A 21,585-nucleotide genomic window follows, 5' to 3' on the forward strand; every position below is an offset into this window, starting at 1 on the left:
CACAAAAAAACCGCGACTCATGCGCGGCTCTTTCCGAATAAGCAACTAAATGAACAAGATTAACCAACCTGTTTCTTATACTGAGAAGGTGATAATCCTTGTAAACGAGTAAAGGTATGAGTGAAAGTACTTTGGCTTGAGAAACCGGTGAATTCGGCAATTTGCCCCAACGTTAAGTGACCTTGTTCAATCAAATCGCGCGCCATATCGATGCGTTTGCCGAGCACGTACTGATGCGGCGTAATGCCCATCTGATCTTTGAATAAGCTATGGAATTGGCTTTCACCCAAAAATACGCTGCCAGCCAATTGCGCCACGCTGATTTTGTGGCTCAAGTGCTGTTCGATGTAACGGTCAATCGCGTCCAGATCAAAGCGTGACTCTTTCCTTGAGGTTTCAAATGCTGATATATGGCGCTGCATAAGAGCGATCACGGTGTCATTACACGCACGGCTAAGCAGTAAATCGTCTGGATGATTACGCATCTCTTGCACCAGCATTTGAATCAGCTTTTGAATCTGACCATCCAATTGGAAGTAAAGATGAGAACGTTCTAGGTTATTGATTTTTAGCAACATCTCAGGATCATCGTTGGCAGGCTTTGGCATATTAAGCACCAAGATGTCTGATTGATGAATCACGCCACCGAAAGCATGATCAGAAGATGCCGTTACGATGCAACCTTGCCCCGGACCAACCAAATTGCCCTGACCACGAACTTCGAATTCTGCTTGTCCCTTTAAACCGATCACGATCTGTGTGTAAGCATGATCATGACAATCCATATAAGACGGAAGCGTGATCAACTCTGCTGGTTTAGGCAGCATGATCTCTTTATATAGCGGGGCTTTCGGGTTATCTGAATCACTCATTTCAAACAGTCGTCTTTACACAGTCGGCTTATATCTTGGCATCATATACCTTCTCTGTTGGGTTGCAAATCTTCCCCAATCCAATCGCACAAGATCAAATCAACACGATCATTGCGCTCTACATGATCATAGTTCCGGAACGATGATCATGTAAGAGAAACTTACGGTCAATGTGCAACCAATTTTTTTAACAAAAACGGACAGATAGCCAAAATTACCAAAGATGAGACAAGCCAATAGCAAAGATCTTTGGGGTTGAAATGCACACCAATGTAAGCAACAAGGTAAAAACTACGATCGAAAGCGCACGAAATGCCTGAAAAACAGGGGGATAGAGGGATTTCCCCCCTTACTAATATGCTCACAATTCAATACATTAGACCTCGAGCTCTAGGATGCATACGACCCTGAGCTCATCGGTATCTACTTGATACCTCTAACTTACTTAGCAGACCCTCGCTATGTAATTTAGAACCTCTTCTACACGTCGACAAGATTATATCTTGTGTTGCCAGCCCGTCTTCAGGCTGGCTTTTTTTTGTCTCACGCCAATGAAAACAATGGCATAAGCTGATAATATATCGACCATCTCACCGTATCCTGACGTTAATCATCACGCTGAGTTATCCTGATCGACCTTCTCTCTTCCAGTTCCATCTGGCGCGATTCTCGAAAGCATGATCAAGGCAGTGTTGTAATAAAAACGCGGGATAAGCGAAGTGAGAATACTGACCTGCAATCAAGCAGGCGATATGTAGCAGTAGTGAGTCCCTTGTGAATATTCCAGTCAGTACCATAGAACAGTCGCTCCTTCGACAGCTACCGGGTTGTTGGGGATGCAAAGATAAAGATTCGGTATTCCGCTATGTGAATCAGGAATACGCAGAATTGATAGGCTACGATTCACCTGAAGTCTGTATAGGCAAAACAGACTTTGAGGTCGCAAGCCCTACCATTGAATGTGCAAAAGAGTTTCAAGAACAAGATAGGCACGTAATTGAAACAGGCGAGTCGCTAAAGATCCTTGATATCCACCCTTATCCAGATGGTCATTGGCGAGCGCACATTTTTACTAAGACGCCTTGGCGAGACGACGACGGCAACATCATTGGCACCATATTTTATGGCCGCGAACTTACTGATACTGCCGTCATCGAAGTGGGATATTGGGTATGCAGAGCCATCGGTGGCACGCCCAACCAGCAGTCCATCTTTCGTTTTTCTAACCTGAAACCCGAGCCAGAAAAGCTGACCTGCCGTGAGCAAGAGACTCTGTTCTTGTTGCTGTATGGCAAAAAGCCGCAATTCATCTCACAGGTCATGGGGATTTCAACCAAGACCGTAGAAGGGCATGTTGCTCGTCTGCGCACTAAGTTTGAAGCCAACAGTAAGAACGAACTTATCGACAAAGCCATGGAGGCAGGCTACGGATCGATTGTGCCGAAAACCCTGCTTAAACATCAGCTTTCTGTCGTGCTTAACGGTGAACGTTGATTCGCCATTGGGTAAACACAAAAACACCGCCTATTGAGTATTGAGGCGGTGTTTTTTATCTCTTTGTCAAAGCCATTACGGCGCAAGGCGATCGATGCCCCACTCGCCTTCTTGATTTGAGAACAAGAAACGGTCGTGCAGACGATGTTCACCACCTTGCCAGAATTCAATGCTTTGCGGCTTGACGCGGAAACCACCCCAGAAGGACGGCATCGGGATTTCACCCTTGGCAAACTTCTGCTTCAACTCTAGGAATTTACCTTCCAATACACCACGTGCAGAAATACGGCTACTTTGTTTGCTCGCAATCGCAGCCAATTGGCTGTCTTTCGGACGAGAAGTGAAGTACTTCATGTTCTCCATCGGCGTTAGCTTTTCTGCCACACCTGTGATGTGAACCTGACGCTCAAGTGGATGCCATGGGAAATGCAGGCTGATGTTGCTGTTGTGCTCAAGCTGCTGCGCTTTACGGCTGCCCAAGTTGGTGTAGAACACAAAGCCATCTTTATCGACGTTTTTCAGCAGCACAATGCGTTGAAACGGCATGCCATTTTCGTCCACTGTCGCGACCGTCATTGCGGTTGGATCAGTCAACCCTGCTTGTACCGCTTGCTCTAACCATAGGTTAAATTGATCAATCGGATCTGCTTTTAAATCTTTACGACGCAGGCCACCTTTTGTGTACTCACGACGAATATCAGCAAGTTCCATTTTCACTCCTTCACTGGTTTTTGTCGATTGTGCGCCCGATGATAGGGAAATTCAAGGAAAGCAAGCGAGAACCCTGATTGCGGTTTTGTGTTATGTCACGTTGTCGCAGCAGCTCACAGCATCACTAAATGCCTTTTGATAACATGGCGTTAAAAACTAGTGAGCCAATCGTGAACCTACTTAACCCCAAAGCTCTGCGCCATTTTTTATTGGTCTTGCTCGCCATCGGTCTGGTCGGGCTGATGTTGACTCATAAATACGCAACCCAGCATCAACATGATCAGTGGCAAAATAAGCTGCAAACTCAAGCTTCGCAGGTTGCACAGGAAATCGATTATGAACTGGCAAAGTTTGAACAAATCCCGAACTTGCTCAGCCATGACCCAAGATTACTCGCAGCGGTCAAAGAGGGTAAACCGTCAGAATCCTTCAATTTATTGCTCGCTGATTGGTTAGCACAAAGCCTCGCTGACACTATTTACGTGCACAATAAAACCGGTTTGGTGATCGCATCGAGCAACTATCAACAAGACGACAGTTTCGTCGGTTCTAATTTTGCCTTTCGTCCTTACTTTCAACACGCATTAAATGGGGAGAAGGCTCAATACGTTGCCCTCGGGGTTCGCTCCAATAAGCGCGGATATTTCTTCTCATCGCCACTTTGGGTCAATGACGAAGTCGCAGGCGTAATAACAGTTAAAGTCAATTTAGAGCAACTAGAACAGCGCTTGGCACAAGACGATGGCGATTTACTGGTTGCGGGTGTGCACGACGTGGTGTTCATGAGTAACTTGCCCGATTGGCGCTATCGTGCTCTGTTCCCATTATCTGAACAAGCAAAACAAGAGCTCAATCAAACTCAACAATACGGTGATACCCTTCCTCAATATCGTGGCGAGCTCACTGGGCAAAGCGGAGTCAATCAGTTTGAAAACAACCAACTCTTGGTGTCACCCAACTACCTTGCTTACGCGACCAATCTGTTTGACAAAGGTTTTCGCGTCATTGCACTGATTAGCCAACAAGAAGTCTTCACCGCTGTATTGCAAGCCGACATAGTTTATCTGCTGCTGTATGCGCTCGTGGGGTTAATTGCGTTGGCATGGTTCCAAATGCTGGTCAACAAAGCACGTCTTGCCAATGTCAATGCCAGCTTGGAAGAAAAGGTAACAGAGAGAACTTTCATCCTCAGCCAAGCCAACCACAAGTTACAACAAACCGTGCATCAATATGAGCAGAGCCAACAAGAACTGAAGCAAACGCAACAAGAGCTAACTCAAGCGGCAAAGTTAGCGCTACTTGGTGAACTGTCTGCAAGCATTAATCACGAAATCAATCAGCCACTGGCTGCGCTGCGGACTTACACCGAAAACTCGCAGCGTTTAATGACAATGGAGCGTTACCCAATGGTGGCGGACAATCTGGATAAGATGCTGTCGCTCAACGATACCATGGCCGAAGTCATTGCACGCTTAAAGGTCTTCACGCGTAAGACGGATGACAACCTACACAGTGAGGTATCGGTTCTACACGATGCGGTGCACAACGCGACACGTATTCTGAGCAGTAAGCTGATCAAACAGGGAGTGACGCTTAAAGTGCCAGCCATTGAATACGACGTAAAACTCGCGATTCACAGCGTCGAGCTTGAGCAAGTGCTGATCAATCTATTCCACAACGCAGCTCAAGCTATGGAAGGGTATTGTATCGACCCACAGATTTCGATTGCCGTGCAGTGTGACCAGAGTAACTGCGATATTTTGGTTTCTGACAACGGTCCCGGCATGTCAGAACACGCCTTAGCTAAGATTTTCGACCCGTTTTACACCACCAAGCCAGAGGGGCTCGGACTGGGTTTAACCATCTCAAAACGCATTTTGGAGAGCTATCAAGGCTCACTCAGCGCTTATAATCATGATGCTAATAGCGATGATGCTGATAGCGATGCCGATTATACCCGTCACGCTCACAACCAAATGGATACACAATCTCAGCTATCAGGTGGGATGACTTTTGTCGTCAGCGTACCTCTCGTTTCACTTCATCCAGCAGAGGAAGACTCTCATGCATAACCCTGTTTTCTTTGTCGATGATGAGCCACATATTCGTGATGCGGTTACTCAAGCGTTATTGATTGAAGGAATTGACGTCACTTGCTTCCCAAATGCAGTTGAAGCGCTGCGCGTGATTGATCCCAATACGCCAGCACTGATCATCACCGATATCCACATGCCAGTGATGAATGGGTTAGAGTTCATGCGCACCCTGTTAGGCAAAAATAATCACTTTCAATTTATCGTATTAACTGGGCATGGTGATGTAAAAACCGCGGTCGAAGCGATGAAGAGCGGTGCGTATGACTTTCTTGAAAAGCCATTCTCTACCGAGCAACTATTAAAATCGCTCAACAATGCCGGCGATAAACTGGTCTTATTGCAAGAAAACGTCTGGCTAAAGAAAGAGCTCGACATGCAAACCCATGTCGGTCCAAAAATGATTGGTCACAGTCAAGCTATGGTCGACATTCGCCGTGCGCTGATAAGCGCCCCACTCCACCAGCCGCTCATTTTTGTCGGTGAAGATGGCACAGGGCGAAGACTCGCTGCTCAGTTTGCTCACGATATCCATGCGACCGCAGAAAGTGAGTTGATTGCCGCATCCGGTGAAGACTTATACGAGCTTTCACATGAAGCATTAGACAAAACCATACATCATCTTACAGACGGTAAAAGCCATTGCAGTTTGTACTTACACAGCGCCGAGCATATATCGGAAAAACAGTGGCAATGCTTGTTTAACCACCCGAAACTGCAACGCGTATTTGGTGCTGCAAACACCGTCGACAAAGGCATTGAAAGCTCAGTAAAGATGATTCGGATGCCGAATTTGAATGAACGCAAAGAAGACATCGGTCCCTTATACAAACACTTCGTGCGTCATGCAGCGAGTCGCTATCAGCTCCAACCCCCTCAGATTAGTCTGAATGAAGTGAAGCAGATTACGGAACTCGATTGGCCAGAAAACATCAAACAATTGAGGCAGTTTGCCGAATTAAGGGCATTGAAACCGGACGCGTTTCGTATGGAGGATTGGAACAGCGAAAAAAGCATTGAAATCCAAAGTATGACCCAACGCACAGAACACTTTGAATATTGCTTGTTGTTTGATGCCTTGCAACGACATAGAGGCAGACTCAAAGAGGTTCAACTAGAATTACAAGTGTCGCGCAAAACCTTGTACGACAAACTAAAAAAACATCAGTTGGACAAAACAAAGTTCAAGGCACAGTAAATGAGGGGGGACTTACCCCTTTCACACATTTTTATTAGCTGAGTATGCTGACATGCTCCGTTAATAATAATAAGATCAAAAAGATAAACCGTCTTTATAAAACAAGGAATGTGATGAGCCGAGACAACTACAACAAACTAAGCAGCGAAGAGCTGGATTTTGTTGACGACAAAACTGCTGCATTGCTTCTAAATACGCCAAATAGTGCCCGCTTAATGCTGTGGGTGATGGTGTTATTCTTTGTTGCGGCTATCGCTTGGGCGTCGTGGGCGCAAATCGATAAAGTAACCGTAGGGCAAGGCAAGGTTATCCCTTCCTCTCAAATCCAAGTCGTACAAAACCTCGAAGGTGGTTTGGTCAAAGAGATCTTGGTGAAGGAAGGTCAACGAGTCGAAAAAGGTCAGCAGTTGTTATTGATTGACGACACGCGTTTCCGCTCAGACTTCCGTGAACGTGAACAACAAGTTGCCAACTTGACGGCTTCCGTACTGCAACTTTCTGCGTCGATCAGTAGCGTCGAAGTCAATCGCGATTTCGATGACAGCAACTGGGAACAAAATGTCGTTCTTGATTACGGAAAACTGACATTCCCACCAACGCTTGAAGAAAATCAACCTCGCCTAACGCAACGCCAAAAAGCGGAATACCGAGAAGACCTAGATAATCTGCGTAACCAAATTTCAGTTATCGACCAGCAAGTAAAGCAGAAGCAGCAAGACCTGGTTGAGATCCAAGCACGTGTGAGTAACTTGCGCCAGAGCTATCGTTTTGCCAAGAAAGAGTTAGACATTACCAAGCCGCTCGCAGATGAAGGCGTTGTGCCTAAAATCGAACTGTTGAAACTACAGCGTCAGGTGAACGACACACGCCGCGAAATGACATCCAGTGAACTGAAGATTCCCGTAATCAAATCTGGTATCCGCGAATCCATGCTTAATCGTATTGATGTTGCTCTGAAATTCCGTTCTGAACAACAAGAGAAGCTCAATAGCACCCAAGACCAACTTTCTGCGCTCGTGGAATCGGCTGTGGGCTTGGAAGACCGCGTAAATCGTACCGTTGTGGTTTCTCCAGTGACAGGCACTATCAAAACGTTGAACGTCAACACCGTTGGTGGCGTTATTCAACCGGGTATGGACATCGTCGAAATCGTCCCAACTGAAGATACCCTTTTGGTTGAAGCCAAAATTGCACCGAAGGACATCGCATTCTTGCGCCCTGACCTTCATGCCATCGTGAAATTCACCGCGTACGATTTTACCAAGTACGGCGGTCTTGAAGGGGAACTGGAGCACATCAGTGCCGACACCACACAAGATGAGGAAGGCAACAGCTTCTATATCGTGCGTGTACGAACTGAGAAAACCAGTTTTGGACAGGATGCAGACTTGCCAATCATTCCAGGTATGACGGCTTCAGTCGATATCATCACAGGTAAGCGAACCGTTTTGGAATACCTGCTTAAACCAATTTTGAGCGCCAAAACCAACGCACTTAAGGAGTAAGTGTCAGCAAGGACTCTCCAATGTGTATTTAAGTGTTGATAAGTGGTTAAATAAAAAGCACTTATTTCTCACTGTCGAGCCCATTGGAAGAGTACACTTGTGATGTGAGTCGAATATGCCACCCAGATTGAAGCGTAAAGTTACATTATTAATCAGCATTAGTTGTTTTTCGTTCCAAATTGGAGCCTTGAACAACAAAGAACAAAGATGGGTCGATACGGTCACTTCAGTCTATGGTGAACGCGCTGGAATGCGCGTGAAAACCTGGCGAGATAATATCGACTTTTTTAAAACATTGGAGACTCATGAAAAGCTGGCAGGCGTTAACGACTTTTTCAATCAACTTTACTTCGTTGACGACATAGACCTATGGGGCAAAAAAGACTACTGGGCAACACCACTCGAGTTTTTAGGCAGCAATGCCGGTGACTGTGAAGATTTCACTATTGCCAAATACTTCTCTTTACTCGAGCTTGGCGTACCGGATTCAAAGATGCGTTTGATCTACGTAAAAGCCATCGAATTGAATCAGTTTCACATGGTACTCGCCTATTACCCAACCCCAAGTTCAGAGCCGCTCATTCTCGACAACATCAATCCAGAAATTGTCCGAGCCTCCAAGCGTAGCGATTTGCTACCGATTTACAGTTTTAATGGTTCAAACCTATGGCTAATGAAGTCTTCTGCTAGCGTTGGAGAGCTAGCAGGAAAAGCCTCACGTTTGAGCCTTTGGAATGACTTACGCTCGCGCGAACGTAAGTTGCAGTTAAAAAAACCTAAAATTAACTATGACGAGTGAAAAACATGACCCTATATAAGAAGCTTGTAGTGGGAATGGTTACGGTCTTTATACTCTTGATGGCATCAGTATTCGTAATCCAGTTCAACACTACTCGAGACAGCTTAGAGCAGCAGCAACGTTCAGAGGTCAACAACACCATTAACACCGTTGGTTTGGCACTGGCACCTTATTTAAAAGACAAGGATAAGGTAGCGGTAGAATCCGTGATTAATGCGTTGTTCGATGGCAGTACTTATTCTGTCGTACGTCTCACCGCGTTAGATTCGGATTACCAAATCGTGCGCTCGTACCCAGTCAAACCAAGCCATGTTCCACAATGGTTCATCGACTTGAACTTGTTCAAAGCGATTCATGATAAACGCGTGGTAACCAGTGGTTGGATGCAACTTGCAGAAGTTGAAATCATCAGCCACCCAGGAGCTGCTTACGAGCAACTTTGGCAAGGCTTTATTCGCTTACTTACGGCATTTGGCATTATCTTCCTAGTGGGTCTGATTGCGATTTCTTACATTCTACGTCGCTCATTAAAACCGCTGGCTGCCATCGTGAAGAAAATGCACGAGATCGCCAACAACCAGTTTGGTGACCCACTGGCGCGTCCAAAAACCAAGGACCTAATTGCAGTGGTTGATGGCATCAACTCGATGTCAGCACAAATCGAACTGTCATTTAAAGAACAAGCCAAAGAAGCACAGCGTCTGCGTGCTCAAGCTTACCTAGACCCAATCTCCAAACTAGGTAACCGCTCGTTCTACATTAACCAAGTTGACCAATGGCTTGCAGAACAAACGCAAGGGGGTATCGCGCTACTCCATGCTGAATACATTGGCGATATTTACGAGACGAAAGACTATCAACGCGCTGATGCCCACGTGAAAGAGTTGTCTCAACGTCTGAAAAACACTATCGATGTACCAGGAGCGACCATTGCTCGTCTATCTAGCGACGAATTCGGTCTATTATTCCCACACATGGATGAGAGCGAACTGCGCATTCTAGCTGACAGTATCGTTAACTGTGTAAATGGTCTGAATACCGATCCTACCGGTCTTGCGAAACCAAAAGCATCACTGGGTGTTGCACACAGTAAAGATCAGAAAACGCGCACTGAAGTGCTATCGATGGTGGACAACGCCTTGTCGAAAGCGAAAGCGCAACCAGACAAAGCGTACGGCTTCGTTGGTGGTGAAAATACTTCTAACCTTATGGGTAAACAGCAATGGAAAGCGTTGGTTGAAGAAGCGATTCACAGCGATTGGATTAAATTCCGCTTCCAGTCTGCGAAAAATACTTGGGGTAAAGTGTTCCACAACGAGGTGTTCTCAAGCATCGAAAAAGATGGCGAGACTTACCGTGCAAACCAATACCTGTTTGCTCTTGAGCAACTAGACGCAACCAACATCTTCGACCAATACGTCATTGAGTCGATGATTAAGATGTTAGAAAGCGGCGAGCTAAAAGAGCCAGTGGCAATCAACATCGCACAAAGCAGCTTGTCTCAACCATCGTTCATTCGTTGGACCACCAGCATGCTAGAGAAGCACCCGAAAGTTGCACCTATGCTCCACTTTGAGCTTCCAGAAGCGTGTTTCATTGACCATCCGCACCATACAGCCCTGCTATGTAACGCGATTCGTCAAACTGGAGCAGAGTTCGGTGTTGATAACTATGGTCGTAACTTCCAGTCACTTGAGTACATTCAGGAATTCCGCCCGAATTACGTAAAACTGGATTACCTATTCACGCACAACTTGCACGACGAGAAGCAGAAGTTCACGCTGACTTCGATCTCACGTACTGCTCATAACTTGGGTATTACCACGATCGCATCTCGTGTTGAAACACAGATTCAGTTGGATTTCCTAACCGAACACTTTGTGGAAGTCTTCCAAGGCTTCATCGTCGACAAGGAATAAGAAAGGTATACCAAGGATGAAAGACCCTTTACTGAACTCGCTCATTTACGTTAGCCGATACTACGGACTAGCCAACTCACCGGAAGCCCTGATTAACGGTCTTCCGCTCTCTGATGGCAAGCTTACCCCGTTTCTGCTACCAAGAGCGGCGGAAAGGGCCGGATTGGTTGCCAAGGAAAACCGTGCAGATTTAGACAAGATCTCTAGCCTAATTCTGCCGGCTATCTTACTTCTTAAAGGTGGTGATTCTTGCGTTCTCAATAGCATTAACGTTGAGAAGCAAGAAGCTGAAATCACCACCCTAGAAAGCGGAATGGTGCCTATCTCCATTCCTCTAGAAGACCTACTTGAGCAGTACACTGGTCGCTATTTTTTAGTTAAAAAGCAATTCCGTTATGACGAGCGCTCTCCCGAAGTGCTCAAAACCAAAGAAGGTCACTGGTTCTGGTCAACCTTGTGGCAATCTAAACGCATCTACCGCGATGTGCTTATCGCTTCTCTCCTTATCAACATCTTTGCTATCGCTGCACCAATGTTCACTCGCTTGGTGTATGACAAAGTAGTACCAAACCTCGCGTTTGAGACGCTATGGGTGTTGGCAAGCGGTATCTTTGTGGTGTTCTTGTTTGATTTCTTGCTCAAATCACTGCGTAACTACTTCATCGACGTTGCAGGTAAGAAATCCGACATCCTGATTTCCTCTAAGCTGTTTAGCAAGGTGATGGGCATCCGTATGGAATCCAAGCCGCCTTCTGTGGGTGCGTTTGCTCGCCACTTGCAAGAGTTTGAATCCATTCGTGAATTCTTTACCTCTGCCACGGTAAGTGCGTTGATTGACTTACCTTTCGCGATTCTCTTCCTGATTATCATCTGGTTAATGGCTGGCGACTTAGTGTTCGTGCCTATGGTGGGCGTGGTGATTCTGATGATTCACTCCGCGTTGATCCAAGGTCCATTGCGCCGCTCGATTGAAGAAGGTTCACGTCTTGCTTCACAGAAATACGCTAACTTGATTGAGAGCTTATCTGGCTTAGAAACGGTGAAAATGCTGAGTGCACAAAGCCAATTCCAATACCGCTGGGAAGAAGCCGTTGCACACATGGCAAACTGGAACATCAAGAGCCGTCGTATCACCGACAGTATTCAAAATGCAGCAGGTTTTGTGCAGCAAAGTAGTAACGTCGGCATGATCATTTTAGGCGTGTACTTAATTGCGAATGGGGACCTCACTATGGGTGGTTTGATTGCTGCAACCATGCTAAGTGGTCGAGCGATTGGTCCTATGGTTCAGCTTTCTTTGCTTTCAACCCGATACAACCAAGCGAAGTCTTCGATGACCATCATTAATCAAGTGATGGAAATGCCAGACGAGCAAGAGGAAGGTAAACGCTACATTCACCGCCCTATCGTGCAAGGTAAGATTGAAATTGACCGAGTAACCTTCCATTACCCAGATGCACCAGTAGCATCGATTCGTGATTTGAGCCTAACCATCAATCCAGGTGAGAAAGTGGCGATCATCGGTCGTATTGGTTCGGGTAAAACCACGCTAGAACGCTTGATAATGGGTCTGTACAAGCCAACAGAAGGTCATGTGCGTATTGATGACACCGATATTGAACAGCTTCATCACGTGGACGTACGACGCAATATCGGCTGCGTACCGCAAGATTCGAATCTGTTCTTCGGCTCGATTCGCGACAACATTACACTCGGTCGTCCACTAACCGATGATCGCGATGTATTAGATGCAGCAAACCGAGCGGGCGTCACAGCCTTTACTCAATCTGACCCAGCGGGTCTTGAGCGTCAGGTCGGTGAAGGCGGTGCGATGCTTTCAGGTGGTCAGCGTCAAGCGGTAACCATTGCGCGAGCGTTTTTAGGTCGCCCACCTGTGCTATTGATGGATGAGCCAACCAGTGCAATGGATAACCGTTCGGAAATGCACATCAAACATCAGTTAGCGCAGTTAAAACCAAGTGAGACGCTGATTTTGATTACACACAAAACCTCAATGCTCGACATTGTTGATCGCGTGATAGTCATGGAAAAAGGCAGTGTGATTGCAGATGGTCCGAAGGCGCAAGTGCTTAACGACTTGAAGCAAGGTAAGGTTCGCGCCGTCAGCTAGCACTAAACCGCACAAAAAAACAAAGCCCCGTTGAACTGAGTGTTTCGCGGGGCTTATTTATTGAAGGTGAGTAAACCAAAATAGCCAAACTCTTCGAGAAGTATCCAAACCAACACAAAGCCAACAATGGCGACAAGTCCCATGATAGCCCTTTCATCTTCTTCCACACATCCCTCCACTTTCCATAGCGCAATCAACTTGTCTAGATTAGCAGCAGCGAACACAACAAAGAGCAAGGTTCATTACGTCTCAATCCGGAACTGGGATAAAGGTCAAAATTTGTTCAACATAAATCTCATTCCGCAGTGAAAATAGTTAATTACTTGCAAGCCAAAATCGGCTATAACACGCGCCTTCTTAATATTCTCGAGTTGAAGAAATGAATCATTGGATGCATTTAGAGCAAATCAGTCAGTATTTCACGGCGGGCTCTATCGGTTATAAAGTGTTGATGGGCGTCATCATTGTGATCGCTTATCGCTTGCTAAAGAAGATCGCCAACCGCGCGATTCTGAATTTGGCAGAAGCTAAAGGCGTAAACAAAGCACGCTTGAGCTTTATTCAACGTTGCTTCAACGTCGCATTTTTGTTCCTGTTTGCTTCGCTATTCGCCATCGTGACCGGTATTGGTTATGGCGATGTGTCGCTATTCCTATCGTCCATCTTCGCGGTATTGGGGGTGGCTTTCATCGCTCAATGGTCGATTCTTAGTAACATCACGGCAAGCTTTCTGATCTTCTTTGTCTTCCCATATCGTGTCGGTAACCGAATTAAAGTCGTGGACAAAGACGAAGACATTAGCGGTGAGATTCAGGAAATCCGTATGTTCCATGTGTTGATCAAGCACGACAACGGCAACCTAATCACTTACCCGAACAACTTGATGCTCCAAAAAGCGGTACTCAAACTGGCGAAAGAGAAAGCCAAGGTTGAGGAGCCAAAAACCACCTCACGCATTTATACCCGCAGAAAGAAATAGCCCACTAAAAAGCCGATGTTTCAACATCGGCTTTTTGTTTCCTCGGTTTTTAAACACCTTCTTGACCTCAACCATGCTTGAGGTTTTAGCCTTATTCGCACGATTCAAGATCAACAATGAAAAAGGAACCATTGTGACTAAAATTGCGATTATTTATTTCTCTAAAACCGACGTAACAGGTCAGCTTGCTCGCGCAATTGCCGCTGGCGCTGAACAACAGGGCATTGAACAGCAAGGTGGATTTGAAATTCTCTCTCATCGTATTCAAGGCAGTGAGATTATTGAGGGGCGTTTTGTGAACCCTAACCTAATGGATGAACTTGCTGAGTGTGATGCGATTATCTTTGGCTCTCCAACCTACATGGGCAGTGTGGCTGCGCAGTTTAAAGCATTTGCCGATGCAAGCAGTGAATCTTGGTGTTACCAAAAATGGGCAGGGAAAATCGCAGCCGGCTTTACCAGTGGTGGGGCTATGAATGGTGACCAATCTTGCACATTGCAATACCTACAAACGCTCGCTAACCAACACGGCATGATGTGGGTCGGCTTGGACAAGATCAGCAATTCTGGTGAGCAAAACCTTAATCGCTACGGTGTGCAAGGTGGCATTGTTGCTCAAGGTGGTGAAGATGGTCAGTTACCTCCTTCTGATCTCGCGACAGCCGAATATCTTGGCAAACGAGTCGCAATGCTAGTCAACAAGCTCTCCACCCGCTAAGAGAAAAGAAGCCCCGCAAGACACCTCTTCGGGGCTAGATTTTAGTACTGGTTGGTTAGGTGCTATTTCTTGATATAGAGGTCTTTCGAGTAAATACGACCTTCTACGTTGTTTTTGGCAAAACCACCCACCGTAGGGCGAACCAAACGCGCTTGCATGTAATAGTAAATTGGCGCGATTGGCATATCCGTAGCTAATAGTTGCTCTGCTTGGTCATAGAAACCTTGGCGTGCTGTTTCATCGGTGGCAGCCAATGCACTGTTCATTGTGCTGTCATAAGCTTCACTGCTGTAGCGAGCAAAGTTACCTGACGAGCCTGAGCGCAACAGACTCAAGAAAGTGGACGCTTCGTTGTAGTCTCCGCACCACGAGGCACGCATGACATCAAAATCCCCTTGCTTACGTGCGACCAGGTAAGATTTCCACTCTTGGTTTTCTAGCTCAACCTTGGCTCCCAAATTGTTCTTCAACATAGAAGCAATTGCCACTGCAATGGCTTTGTTGGACTCGCTGGTGTTGTACAGCAATTTGAAATCCAAAGGCTTACCGCTTCCGTACCCTGCTTCTTTCAACAGTTCACGCGCCTTTGCATCACGCTGTTTCTGTGTCCATGCGCTATATTCTGGCTGAGTTGCGTCAAAGCCCGCCGTGTATTGATGAGCAAATGTGTATGCAGGCAAGTTACCCACTTGAGTCACACCATCGGTGATCACATCACGCATGATGGAGTAAGAAACAGCTTTACGAACTCGCTCATCATCAAACGGAGGACGAGTGGTATTAAACGCATAATAGTAAGTACAAAGCAGAGGCACCGCGGTGTAAGCTTGTGCGTATTCTTTCTTCAGCTTTTGCGCCATGTGTGTAGGTACATCTGAAGTAATATCAACCTCGCCCACGGCATAGCGATTGATCGAGGCATTTTGGTTTTCAAACGGAATATAGGTCACCTGAGTGAGGTGAGCGTCTGCGCTATCCCAGTAGTTTGGGTTCTTCTTCAGTTCAATACGCTCATTCACCACCCACTTGTCTAGCACGAATGCACCATTGCCAACAAACTGCTTAGGATCACTCCACGGTTTATTGCTGCTCTCAACCGTCGCTTTGTGCACTGGCATCATGGAGGTATGCCCGGTCATTGCGACAAAATAAGGCACCTTGCTATCCAGCTCGAAACGTAGCGTATGTTTATCGACAGCGGTAATACCGAGATTATCCAGCGGCTTCTTACCTTCCGCAACATCAGCAATGTTTTTGATCTTGGTGAGTTTGAGATACCAAACATTCGGTGATGCCGTTTTAGGATCCACAGCTCGGCGCAGCGAATAAACAAAGTCATCCGCTGTCACAGGATCGCCATTCGACCATTTCGCATCTTTACGCAGATGGAACACAAAAGTTTGGTTATCTTCCGTTTGCCAAGATTCTGCAACGCCGGGAACGATGTTGCCATCACGATCTTGGATGACTAAGCCTTCGAACAAATCGCGAATGATGTGCATCTCGGGTAAGCCTTCAGCCTTTGCCGGATCTAGTGTCGCTGCTTCGGCATCGTTTGCACGCACTAAATGTTGTTCAGATGCCAATTGCACGCCATCAGGTAGAGAGTCTGCGAACGCAGCTGCGGACAAAAATGGGGTCAATAAAGAGGAAATCACTAACGCTGTAGAGTGCTTTTTAAAATCCATATCGTTCTTCGTTCTCCTAACACGTCTTTTGAAGCAAGTACCACAATTGATAATACAAGCATTGACGAACTTTAAGTGTTCGGTTTATACCCAAGTAATCTCAAAGTGCTAGTTTCAGCAACCATAACTTGAGTGATATCCAAATACTAATCGAACAATCAGGAGATTACGGTGAGTCTAATTCCAAGAACGGAAAGAGCGGCTTTTTTAATTTCGCCGATATCATATGGAAAATCGGTGTTGGGCGCGCCATTGCTGTACTTCCCTGCGCAAGTAGAAAGTAACTCCCGAGGTTTGATTTTAGCAGGCACACACGGTGATGAGACAGCGTCTATCGCAGGGCTATCTTGCGCGCTGAGAAGTTTGCCCGCTGAAGATTTAAAGCATGACGTTGTTTTATCGATGAACCCAGACGCCAACCAGTTGGGTACACGAGCAAACGCCAATCAAGTCGACTTAAACCGTGCTTTCCCCACACAAAATTGGACAGAACGCGGCACCGTCTATCGTTGGAGTTCACACACACTCGTGAGGGATGTCAAAGTCAAAACAGGCAGCAAAAAAACGCTTGAACCCGAAGTCGACGCATTAATTAACCTGATTGAGAAACGCAATCCAAAGTTCGTGGTCTCTTTTCATGAGCCCCTTGCGTTTGTTGATGATCCAGCCCATTCAGTGCTGGCGAAGTGGCTTGGAGAGCTGTTCAAGCTACCACTCGTCGATGACGTAGATTACGAAACTCCGGGATCATTCGGAACTTGGTGTAACGAGCGCGCATTGCCATGCATTACGGTTGAACTACCCGCGATCTCTGCTGATCTGACAATTGAACAGCACCTAGACGCATTTATCGCTCTACTGCAGCACCAACCAGACTTTTAATTTCTCATCAAGACGTCAGTTTGCTGTTGCATACGAATAATAGAGGGGGAACTGGGGACACAAAATGCATGTCCCCTATAAGAATTAGAACTTGTAGCCAACTAGAAGGTTAGAAGTTGTTGCATCGATACCAGCAAAATCTACAACTGAGATTTGAGCATCCAACGTAATTCCATTTTGGAACACGTAACCGCCTTGCACAGCGAAACCAGTCGAAGAGTCTGAGTCACTAACTGATGTGTATGCGTTGTACACTGTCGCTTCCGTATCAGTAGCAGCTAGACCACCCAAAATACGCCAACCGCTCATGCTCTCATAACCAACCATAAGGTTTGCTTGCGAAGCCTCTACATGCGCACCTAGATAGCCGATTGATGCACTGTCTTCAACGATGGTTGGAACATAAGAACCAGCGATCACAAGACCATTGTTAAAAGTGTACGAAACACCGAAAGATACACCGCTTTCCGTCGCCGCTGTAACATTATCAAGGGAAGTCATTGCGTAGCCAATATTTACACCAAAACCAGAGCGGTCGTATGAGGAGCCTTCAATTGTTTCTGCAGAAACAAAAGTTGAAGTAAAAATAGTAGCTAACGAAAGAGCAACAATTGAACGTGTCATATAATAAAAACCCAAATATGCGTGCGATGCACTGAAACGATATTCACAAAACGTGATATTTAAGGGGTGCGAATTATAGGCAACAAGTTGCTCCCTTCAACTAAACTCACTTATTGTTACCACAACATGTTGTTATTGAACAAAAAACCACCGAATCATCTATTGTTTTTAAAAAAATCAATAAATGCTCGTGTTCGTTTCGGTAGATGTTCACGTTTAGGGTAAAGCAGGTAGAGTGGAAGTATCGCTTTAGTGCGCCAATCGGGGAGTAAAGTGACAAGTTGCGCTCGCTCTTGGGGACTCAGTTTTTCTAGTGCAAACTCATCCAACATCGCGACACCGCAACCAGCTACTGTCGCATCAAGCATCGATTGGACAAGATTAAAGCACAACACGCTGGATAACGTGACCTTAATGTCTTGTTGAGTTTGCTGATGATGAAAGTGCCATGTATCCAGATTCAATTCAGCATTGCGATAGGTAATGTGCTCTAAAAGATGCAAATCTTCTGGTGTGTTTGGTGATGGTTTTGTCGCTAGATACGCTTTGCTCGCGAATGGTTTACAGTGTAAAGAACGCAGATGGTGTCCGACATACCCTTCAGGGGGTGAGTCGGTAAAAAAGAACGCAAGATCAAACCCAGACTCAATCAAATCGAGCGGTGTCTCAGTGAAAATCACCTCAAACGTAACGTCGGGGAACTGCTGACGAAATGCAATTAATGAAGGGTTGAGTAACTCCGCACCAAATGAGGCAGAAGCAGCAATACGTAAATGCCCAGCAACCTTATCGGTCTCCATCACTTGTTCATTAATCTGTTCCACATTTTCCATTAAGCCTTTCACTTGGTGGTAGAAACGCTGTCCATCATAAGTAAGGTTAAATTGTCGCGTGGTGCGTTGGATAAGCTGAACAGAAAGTATCGCCTCCAACTGCCTAAGTTGACGACTCACATGAGCATTGGAACAGCGCAGCTTTTTAGCCGCACCAGCAATACTTTTCTCTTCGCACAGTGCAATGTAAATCGGTACGTAACTGAGCCAGTTTATTTCCATATAGTAATTATGAATCTCTAAAATCAATCTACTGGAAATAATAGAAAGGCTCTACACTGCGCACAACTTAAATTTTTGCATGGAGAATACAGATGAACGCTTTCGATACTTGGCTGAAAGGGCAAATCATTAAAGAACATGTCACCAACCCAAACATTGAAGTGGGTGAATACAGCTACTACTCCGGCTTTTACCATGGCAAAACTTTCGAAGATCAGGCTGTTCGTTATTTGATGGGCGACAGTGTGACACAACACGAATGGCAAAACGGCGCATATGGCGAAGTCGATAAACTGATCATTGGTAAATTTTGTTCGATTGCCTCTGGTGCGACTTTTATGATGGCGGGTAATCAGGGACATCGTATTGATTGGATTTCCACCTTTCCCTTTTCCCCAGAAGAGTTTGGCAATGGGGTACAAAGCGGCTTTGAGCGTGCCGGCGATACCATTATTGGCAACGATGTCTGGATTGGTAGTGAAGCCATGATAATGCCGGGCGTGACAATCGGTGATGGTGCAGTGATTGGTGCGCGTTCAGTGATCACTAAAAATGTCGAACCGTATTCCATTGTGGTTGGTAATAATCATGTGGTTCGCCTGCGCTTTGATGAAGAGGCGGTATCGATGCTACTAGAGATTCAGTGGTGGGATTGGTCAATTGAGCACATCAAACAAGCGATGAAAATCATGTGCAGTGGTGACGTCTTCGCATTAGGTGACTACTACCGTGAACACATCGCTTAACGACTTAGCATTGGGTCTGATTTGTTAAGGCAAAATGAAGCGAAAGCCCAGATAAATGGGCTTTCGTTCCTAAAGTTAAACAGCAGCCAGATCTTCTTCTTCCAAGGTTGCAGAGACTTTAATCTCGTATTGATTAAAGCTAAATACACAGCCGCCATGGGTACGTTTGGTGGTGACTTGCTCATCACCAAATTGAACCGTCACCCGAGTAAAGACTCGGTCAGTTGCTTCAACAATATTCTCTGCTAATGCGACTTCGAAATCTTGTTCAGTTTGCTCAAGCTTCTGCTTTACGTCTTCCAAACGAGTGTTGTTTTGCGCCTTCAATACTTCTATCTGCGCTTGCTCTTCATCTGTGCGCTCTGCTTTAGGGCGTTTCTTAAACTCAAGTTCCTTTCGGATAACGTCCATGGTGCCTTCTTGCGCGGATTTATACTCGTCTTTTAGATTTGCAATACGTTCCTTAAAGACAGAATAATTTGCAAAGGCTTCAACCTTGGTCGCCGTATCTCCCTCTACACCCAATTGCGAACAGGAAACCTTACTGCCCACTTTTGCATCACCGCCACTTAAAGTGCCGTTCTTGCCACTGGCATCAAGCACGATTAAATTGCGCCCACAAACAATGTCATTGTTCATGCTATGGACAGCAAGTTCTATGTCTTCACCAGATTGCAATTCACAATATTGGGCATAACTGGCACGAATCGATGTTTTGGTGCGCACATGGCAGCTTTTTGGCTGACCATCGCTCACTGTATGACCAATGATGCCCTTAGCAACTTGAATATCCCCTTCAGCTTGTACATCGGCAGATTCAATAAAACCACCCACTGTGATTGAGCCCGTCGCTTTCACTATCATGCCCGATTCGATGTTCCCGCCAATGATGACGTTACCTTTAAATTTCACGTGACCGGTGTTTACTCCGACACTATTGAGGCAAAGTGCATTGTCGACTTCGATGGTTTTTTCTTTGATCAGTGGTGTGCCTGAAACAGATGCAAGCAGGAGGTTTGGATCGGACTTGCTGATTTCAGTGCCTTTACCGGGTTTAATTGGACTGTCTTTGCCCGCTTGTGGCGGAATAACGCGCCCTTGAACGGTGAAGCCCGGGATGCCTCTGGTCGCCGGAGTACGGCGCATCACTTCATCCCCAATATCGACAGCGATGGTTTCACCTAAATTGCGTAGATCGATTTTGTCACTAGAGGATTGACCTTCTTTCGGCTTAAGGATGCGCTTGGTGATGTCTTTAACAAGTGGCGTGAAGATAGCGTCTTTACCTTTAACAGGTTGCTTGCCAACCGCAACAGCTTGGGTGAAGGTTTCTCCGGGTTTTAGCTGTGTACTGACAACCAACACTTTTTTCAACGCAAGTTTATTGATGCCTTTGGAAACACGAGCATGCGCGAGTGCTTGAACAATTTCAGGACCTCTTAGTCCTCGTCCGCCATAAGCGCCCGTCACATTCATGCTGGCAAGCATGTCATTGTTGGAGAGTTCAACTTCCACCTGAGCGTTTTTGATCTGTGCAATCACGATCCCTTCATAGGCTTCTGATTTACGTTCACGCGCGCAATTAATGAATCGCACCACCTCAGTTTCATCGACAAACGCTTTGTCAGCTTCCATCATCTGAAGCTGCTCAGGCAATTCCTTTTGATTTAGCTCACCTCCGAGATCCACATCTCCCGGTAAGCGGGCAAAAACCTTTGTTTTATCTTCTGACCACTCCAGGCATATCTTCCACATAACCAATCCATCTGCTACCCATCACCACCTTCAGTCTAACCAAAATCATTTTCTGAACAAACCTCTCAATTCTAAGAATCAGGCTCACATCACTAAAGCATTAACAGGCTAAAAACTCAGGTATATAAAGCATTGAGCATAAAACTCATTTCAACAAAGCCATCTTAGACAAAATGCAATTTGGTTTAGAAAAGGTCGTAAAATTGATTTACCTCCAGCCGTTTTCAAGCAAAGAAAATAACGAAAAGAGTTTTATCAATACCGAATCAACTTCGACAATAGAATGTTTCTTATATAGCTCAGAAAATCTTGTATACGGTCGTTTTCTTCTACCTGTCGCGCTGGCAACACCCTGGTTTATTCACATCTTTTTTTACTTTTAAAGTCATTGATTTAGTGACGATAGTCTTATCATT

17 protein-coding genes are annotated in these 21,585 nt (G+C 45.8%); 11 read left to right on the plus strand and 6 right to left on the minus strand.

All coding sequences use genetic code 11. The features are described 5' to 3' along the window. Positions 1 to 59: 59 nt before the first annotated feature. Complete coding sequence (locus tag QMY49_RS19070) at positions 60 to 872, minus strand: AraC family transcriptional regulator (RefSeq protein ID WP_283316098.1); 813 nt, start codon at positions 870 to 872, stop codon at positions 60 to 62. 774 nt (positions 873 to 1,646) lie between these two features. Here QMY49_RS19070 and QMY49_RS19075 point away from each other — a divergent pair. Next, a complete protein-coding gene (locus QMY49_RS19075; RefSeq protein ID WP_283316100.1) occupies positions 1,647 to 2,366 on the plus strand; it encodes a helix-turn-helix transcriptional regulator in 720 nt (239 codons plus the stop codon). 75 nt (positions 2,367 to 2,441) lie between these two features. On the opposite strand, the gene pdxH is transcribed toward QMY49_RS19075, so the two are convergent. Next, entirely contained in the window at positions 2,442 to 3,077 is a 636-nt protein-coding gene (gene pdxH / locus QMY49_RS19080) for a pyridoxamine 5'-phosphate oxidase (RefSeq protein WP_172581249.1), read from the minus strand. A 128-nt stretch (positions 3,078 to 3,205) separates the two neighbouring features. On the opposite strand from pdxH, the gene QMY49_RS19085 reads away from it, so the two are divergent. The 8 genes from QMY49_RS19085 to QMY49_RS19120 all read left to right on the plus strand — a co-directional run bounded on the left by QMY49_RS19085 (position 3,206) and on the right by QMY49_RS19120 (position 14,419). Then, complete coding sequence (locus QMY49_RS19085) at positions 3,206 to 5,149, plus strand: sensor histidine kinase (RefSeq protein ID WP_283316103.1); 1,944 nt, start codon at positions 3,206 to 3,208, stop codon at positions 5,147 to 5,149. Next, the gene (locus tag QMY49_RS19090; RefSeq protein ID WP_283316104.1) at positions 5,142 to 6,368 is read left to right on the plus strand and encodes a sigma-54-dependent transcriptional regulator; all 1,227 of its coding nucleotides are present in this window, start codon (positions 5,142 to 5,144) and stop codon (positions 6,366 to 6,368) included. Before QMY49_RS19085 ends, QMY49_RS19090 begins: the two co-directional genes overlap by 8 nt. Before the next feature lie 113 nt (positions 6,369 to 6,481). Beyond that, positions 6,482 to 7,873, plus strand: coding sequence for an HlyD family type I secretion periplasmic adaptor subunit (locus QMY49_RS19095; protein WP_005449876.1), 1,392 nt, complete (start codon positions 6,482 to 6,484; stop codon positions 7,871 to 7,873). 115 nt (positions 7,874 to 7,988) lie between these two features. Further along, positions 7,989 to 8,672, plus strand: coding sequence for a transglutaminase-like cysteine peptidase (locus tag QMY49_RS19100; protein WP_017189818.1), 684 nt, complete (start codon positions 7,989 to 7,991; stop codon positions 8,670 to 8,672). A gap of 5 nt (positions 8,673 to 8,677) precedes the next feature. Then, positions 8,678 to 10,591 carry a bifunctional diguanylate cyclase/phosphodiesterase gene (locus QMY49_RS19105; protein WP_026000294.1) on the plus strand — a complete coding sequence of 638 codons (1,914 nt, stop codon included), beginning with the start codon at positions 8,678 to 8,680 and terminating at the stop codon, positions 10,589 to 10,591. Positions 10,592 to 10,607: 16 nt separating this feature from the next. Continuing rightward, positions 10,608 to 12,722: a type I secretion system permease/ATPase gene (locus tag QMY49_RS19110; protein WP_005450056.1), complete on the plus strand. Its 2,115-nt coding sequence runs from the start codon at positions 10,608 to 10,610 to the stop codon at positions 12,720 to 12,722. 391 nt (positions 12,723 to 13,113) lie between these two features. Beyond that, positions 13,114 to 13,701, plus strand: coding sequence for a mechanosensitive ion channel domain-containing protein (locus QMY49_RS19115; protein WP_283316753.1), 588 nt, complete (start codon positions 13,114 to 13,116; stop codon positions 13,699 to 13,701). Between the two features lie 133 nt (positions 13,702 to 13,834). Continuing rightward, positions 13,835 to 14,419 carry a flavodoxin family protein gene (locus QMY49_RS19120; protein ID WP_283316108.1) on the plus strand — a complete coding sequence of 195 codons (585 nt, stop codon included), beginning with the start codon at positions 13,835 to 13,837 and terminating at the stop codon, positions 14,417 to 14,419. Positions 14,420 to 14,481: 62 nt separating this feature from the next. Here QMY49_RS19120 and QMY49_RS19125 read toward each other — a convergent pair whose 3' ends face one another. Next, entirely contained in the window at positions 14,482 to 16,107 is a 1,626-nt protein-coding gene (locus QMY49_RS19125; protein WP_253650050.1) for an ABC transporter substrate-binding protein, read from the minus strand. A gap of 171 nt (positions 16,108 to 16,278) precedes the next feature. Between QMY49_RS19125 and mpaA the strand changes: the two genes are divergently transcribed. Then, entirely contained in the window at positions 16,279 to 16,989 is a 711-nt protein-coding gene (gene mpaA / locus QMY49_RS19130; RefSeq protein ID WP_283316114.1) for a murein tripeptide amidase MpaA, read from the plus strand. Positions 16,990 to 17,073: 84 nt separating this feature from the next. Here the strand turns inward: mpaA and QMY49_RS19135 are convergent, their stop codons facing one another. Further along, positions 17,074 to 17,613, minus strand: a complete 540-nt coding sequence (locus QMY49_RS19135) for an outer membrane beta-barrel protein (protein ID WP_005450047.1) — start codon at positions 17,611 to 17,613, stop codon at positions 17,074 to 17,076. A 155-nt stretch (positions 17,614 to 17,768) separates the two neighbouring features. Beyond that, positions 17,769 to 18,668: a LysR family transcriptional regulator gene (locus QMY49_RS19140; protein ID WP_009696518.1), complete on the minus strand. Its 900-nt coding sequence runs from the start codon at positions 18,666 to 18,668 to the stop codon at positions 17,769 to 17,771. A 92-nt stretch (positions 18,669 to 18,760) separates the two neighbouring features. Here QMY49_RS19140 and QMY49_RS19145 point away from each other — a divergent pair, with 92 nt between their 5' ends. Next, the gene (locus QMY49_RS19145; protein WP_009702193.1) at positions 18,761 to 19,414 is read left to right on the plus strand and encodes a CatB-related O-acetyltransferase; all 654 of its coding nucleotides are present in this window, start codon (positions 18,761 to 18,763) and stop codon (positions 19,412 to 19,414) included. A gap of 75 nt (positions 19,415 to 19,489) precedes the next feature. On the opposite strand, the gene QMY49_RS19150 is transcribed toward QMY49_RS19145, so the two are convergent. Beyond that, entirely contained in the window at positions 19,490 to 21,169 is a 1,680-nt protein-coding gene (locus tag QMY49_RS19150) for a flagellar assembly protein A (RefSeq protein WP_005450044.1), read from the minus strand. Positions 21,170 to 21,585: the final 416 nt, after the last annotated feature.

It is taken from the genome of Vibrio harveyi (assembly GCF_030060435.1).
Taxonomy (GTDB): domain Bacteria; phylum Pseudomonadota; class Gammaproteobacteria; order Enterobacterales; family Vibrionaceae; genus Vibrio; species Vibrio harveyi.

Excerpts from the sequence above, each read along its gene's own strand:
- QMY49_RS19070 (WP_283316098.1), bottom strand. The coding sequence starts at position 872 with ATGAGTGATTCAGATAACCCGAAAGCCCCGCTATATAAAGAGATCATG.
- pdxH (WP_172581249.1), bottom strand. The coding sequence starts at position 3,077 with ATGGAACTTGCTGATATTCGTCGTGAGTACACAAAAGGTGGCCTGCGT.
- QMY49_RS19085 (WP_283316103.1), top strand. The coding sequence starts at position 3,206 with ATGCCTTTTGATAACATGGCGTTAAAAACTAGTGAGCCAATCGTGAAC.
- QMY49_RS19090 (WP_283316104.1), top strand. The coding sequence starts at position 5,142 with ATGCATAACCCTGTTTTCTTTGTCGATGATGAGCCACATATTCGTGAT.
- QMY49_RS19095 (WP_005449876.1), top strand. The coding sequence starts at position 6,482 with ATGAGCCGAGACAACTACAACAAACTAAGCAGCGAAGAGCTGGATTTT.
- QMY49_RS19100 (WP_017189818.1), top strand. The coding sequence starts at position 7,989 with ATGCCACCCAGATTGAAGCGTAAAGTTACATTATTAATCAGCATTAGT.
- QMY49_RS19105 (WP_026000294.1), top strand. The coding sequence starts at position 8,678 with ATGACCCTATATAAGAAGCTTGTAGTGGGAATGGTTACGGTCTTTATA.
- QMY49_RS19110 (WP_005450056.1), top strand. The coding sequence starts at position 10,608 with ATGAAAGACCCTTTACTGAACTCGCTCATTTACGTTAGCCGATACTAC.
- QMY49_RS19115 (WP_283316753.1), top strand. The coding sequence starts at position 13,114 with ATGCATTTAGAGCAAATCAGTCAGTATTTCACGGCGGGCTCTATCGGT.
- QMY49_RS19125 (WP_253650050.1), bottom strand. The coding sequence starts at position 16,107 with ATGGATTTTAAAAAGCACTCTACAGCGTTAGTGATTTCCTCTTTATTG.
- QMY49_RS19135 (WP_005450047.1), bottom strand. The coding sequence starts at position 17,613 with ATGACACGTTCAATTGTTGCTCTTTCGTTAGCTACTATTTTTACTTCA.
- QMY49_RS19140 (WP_009696518.1), bottom strand. The coding sequence starts at position 18,668 with ATGGAAATAAACTGGCTCAGTTACGTACCGATTTACATTGCACTGTGC.
- QMY49_RS19145 (WP_009702193.1), top strand. The coding sequence starts at position 18,761 with ATGAACGCTTTCGATACTTGGCTGAAAGGGCAAATCATTAAAGAACAT.
- QMY49_RS19150 (WP_005450044.1), bottom strand. The coding sequence starts at position 21,169 with ATGTGGAAGATATGCCTGGAGTGGTCAGAAGATAAAACAAAGGTTTTT.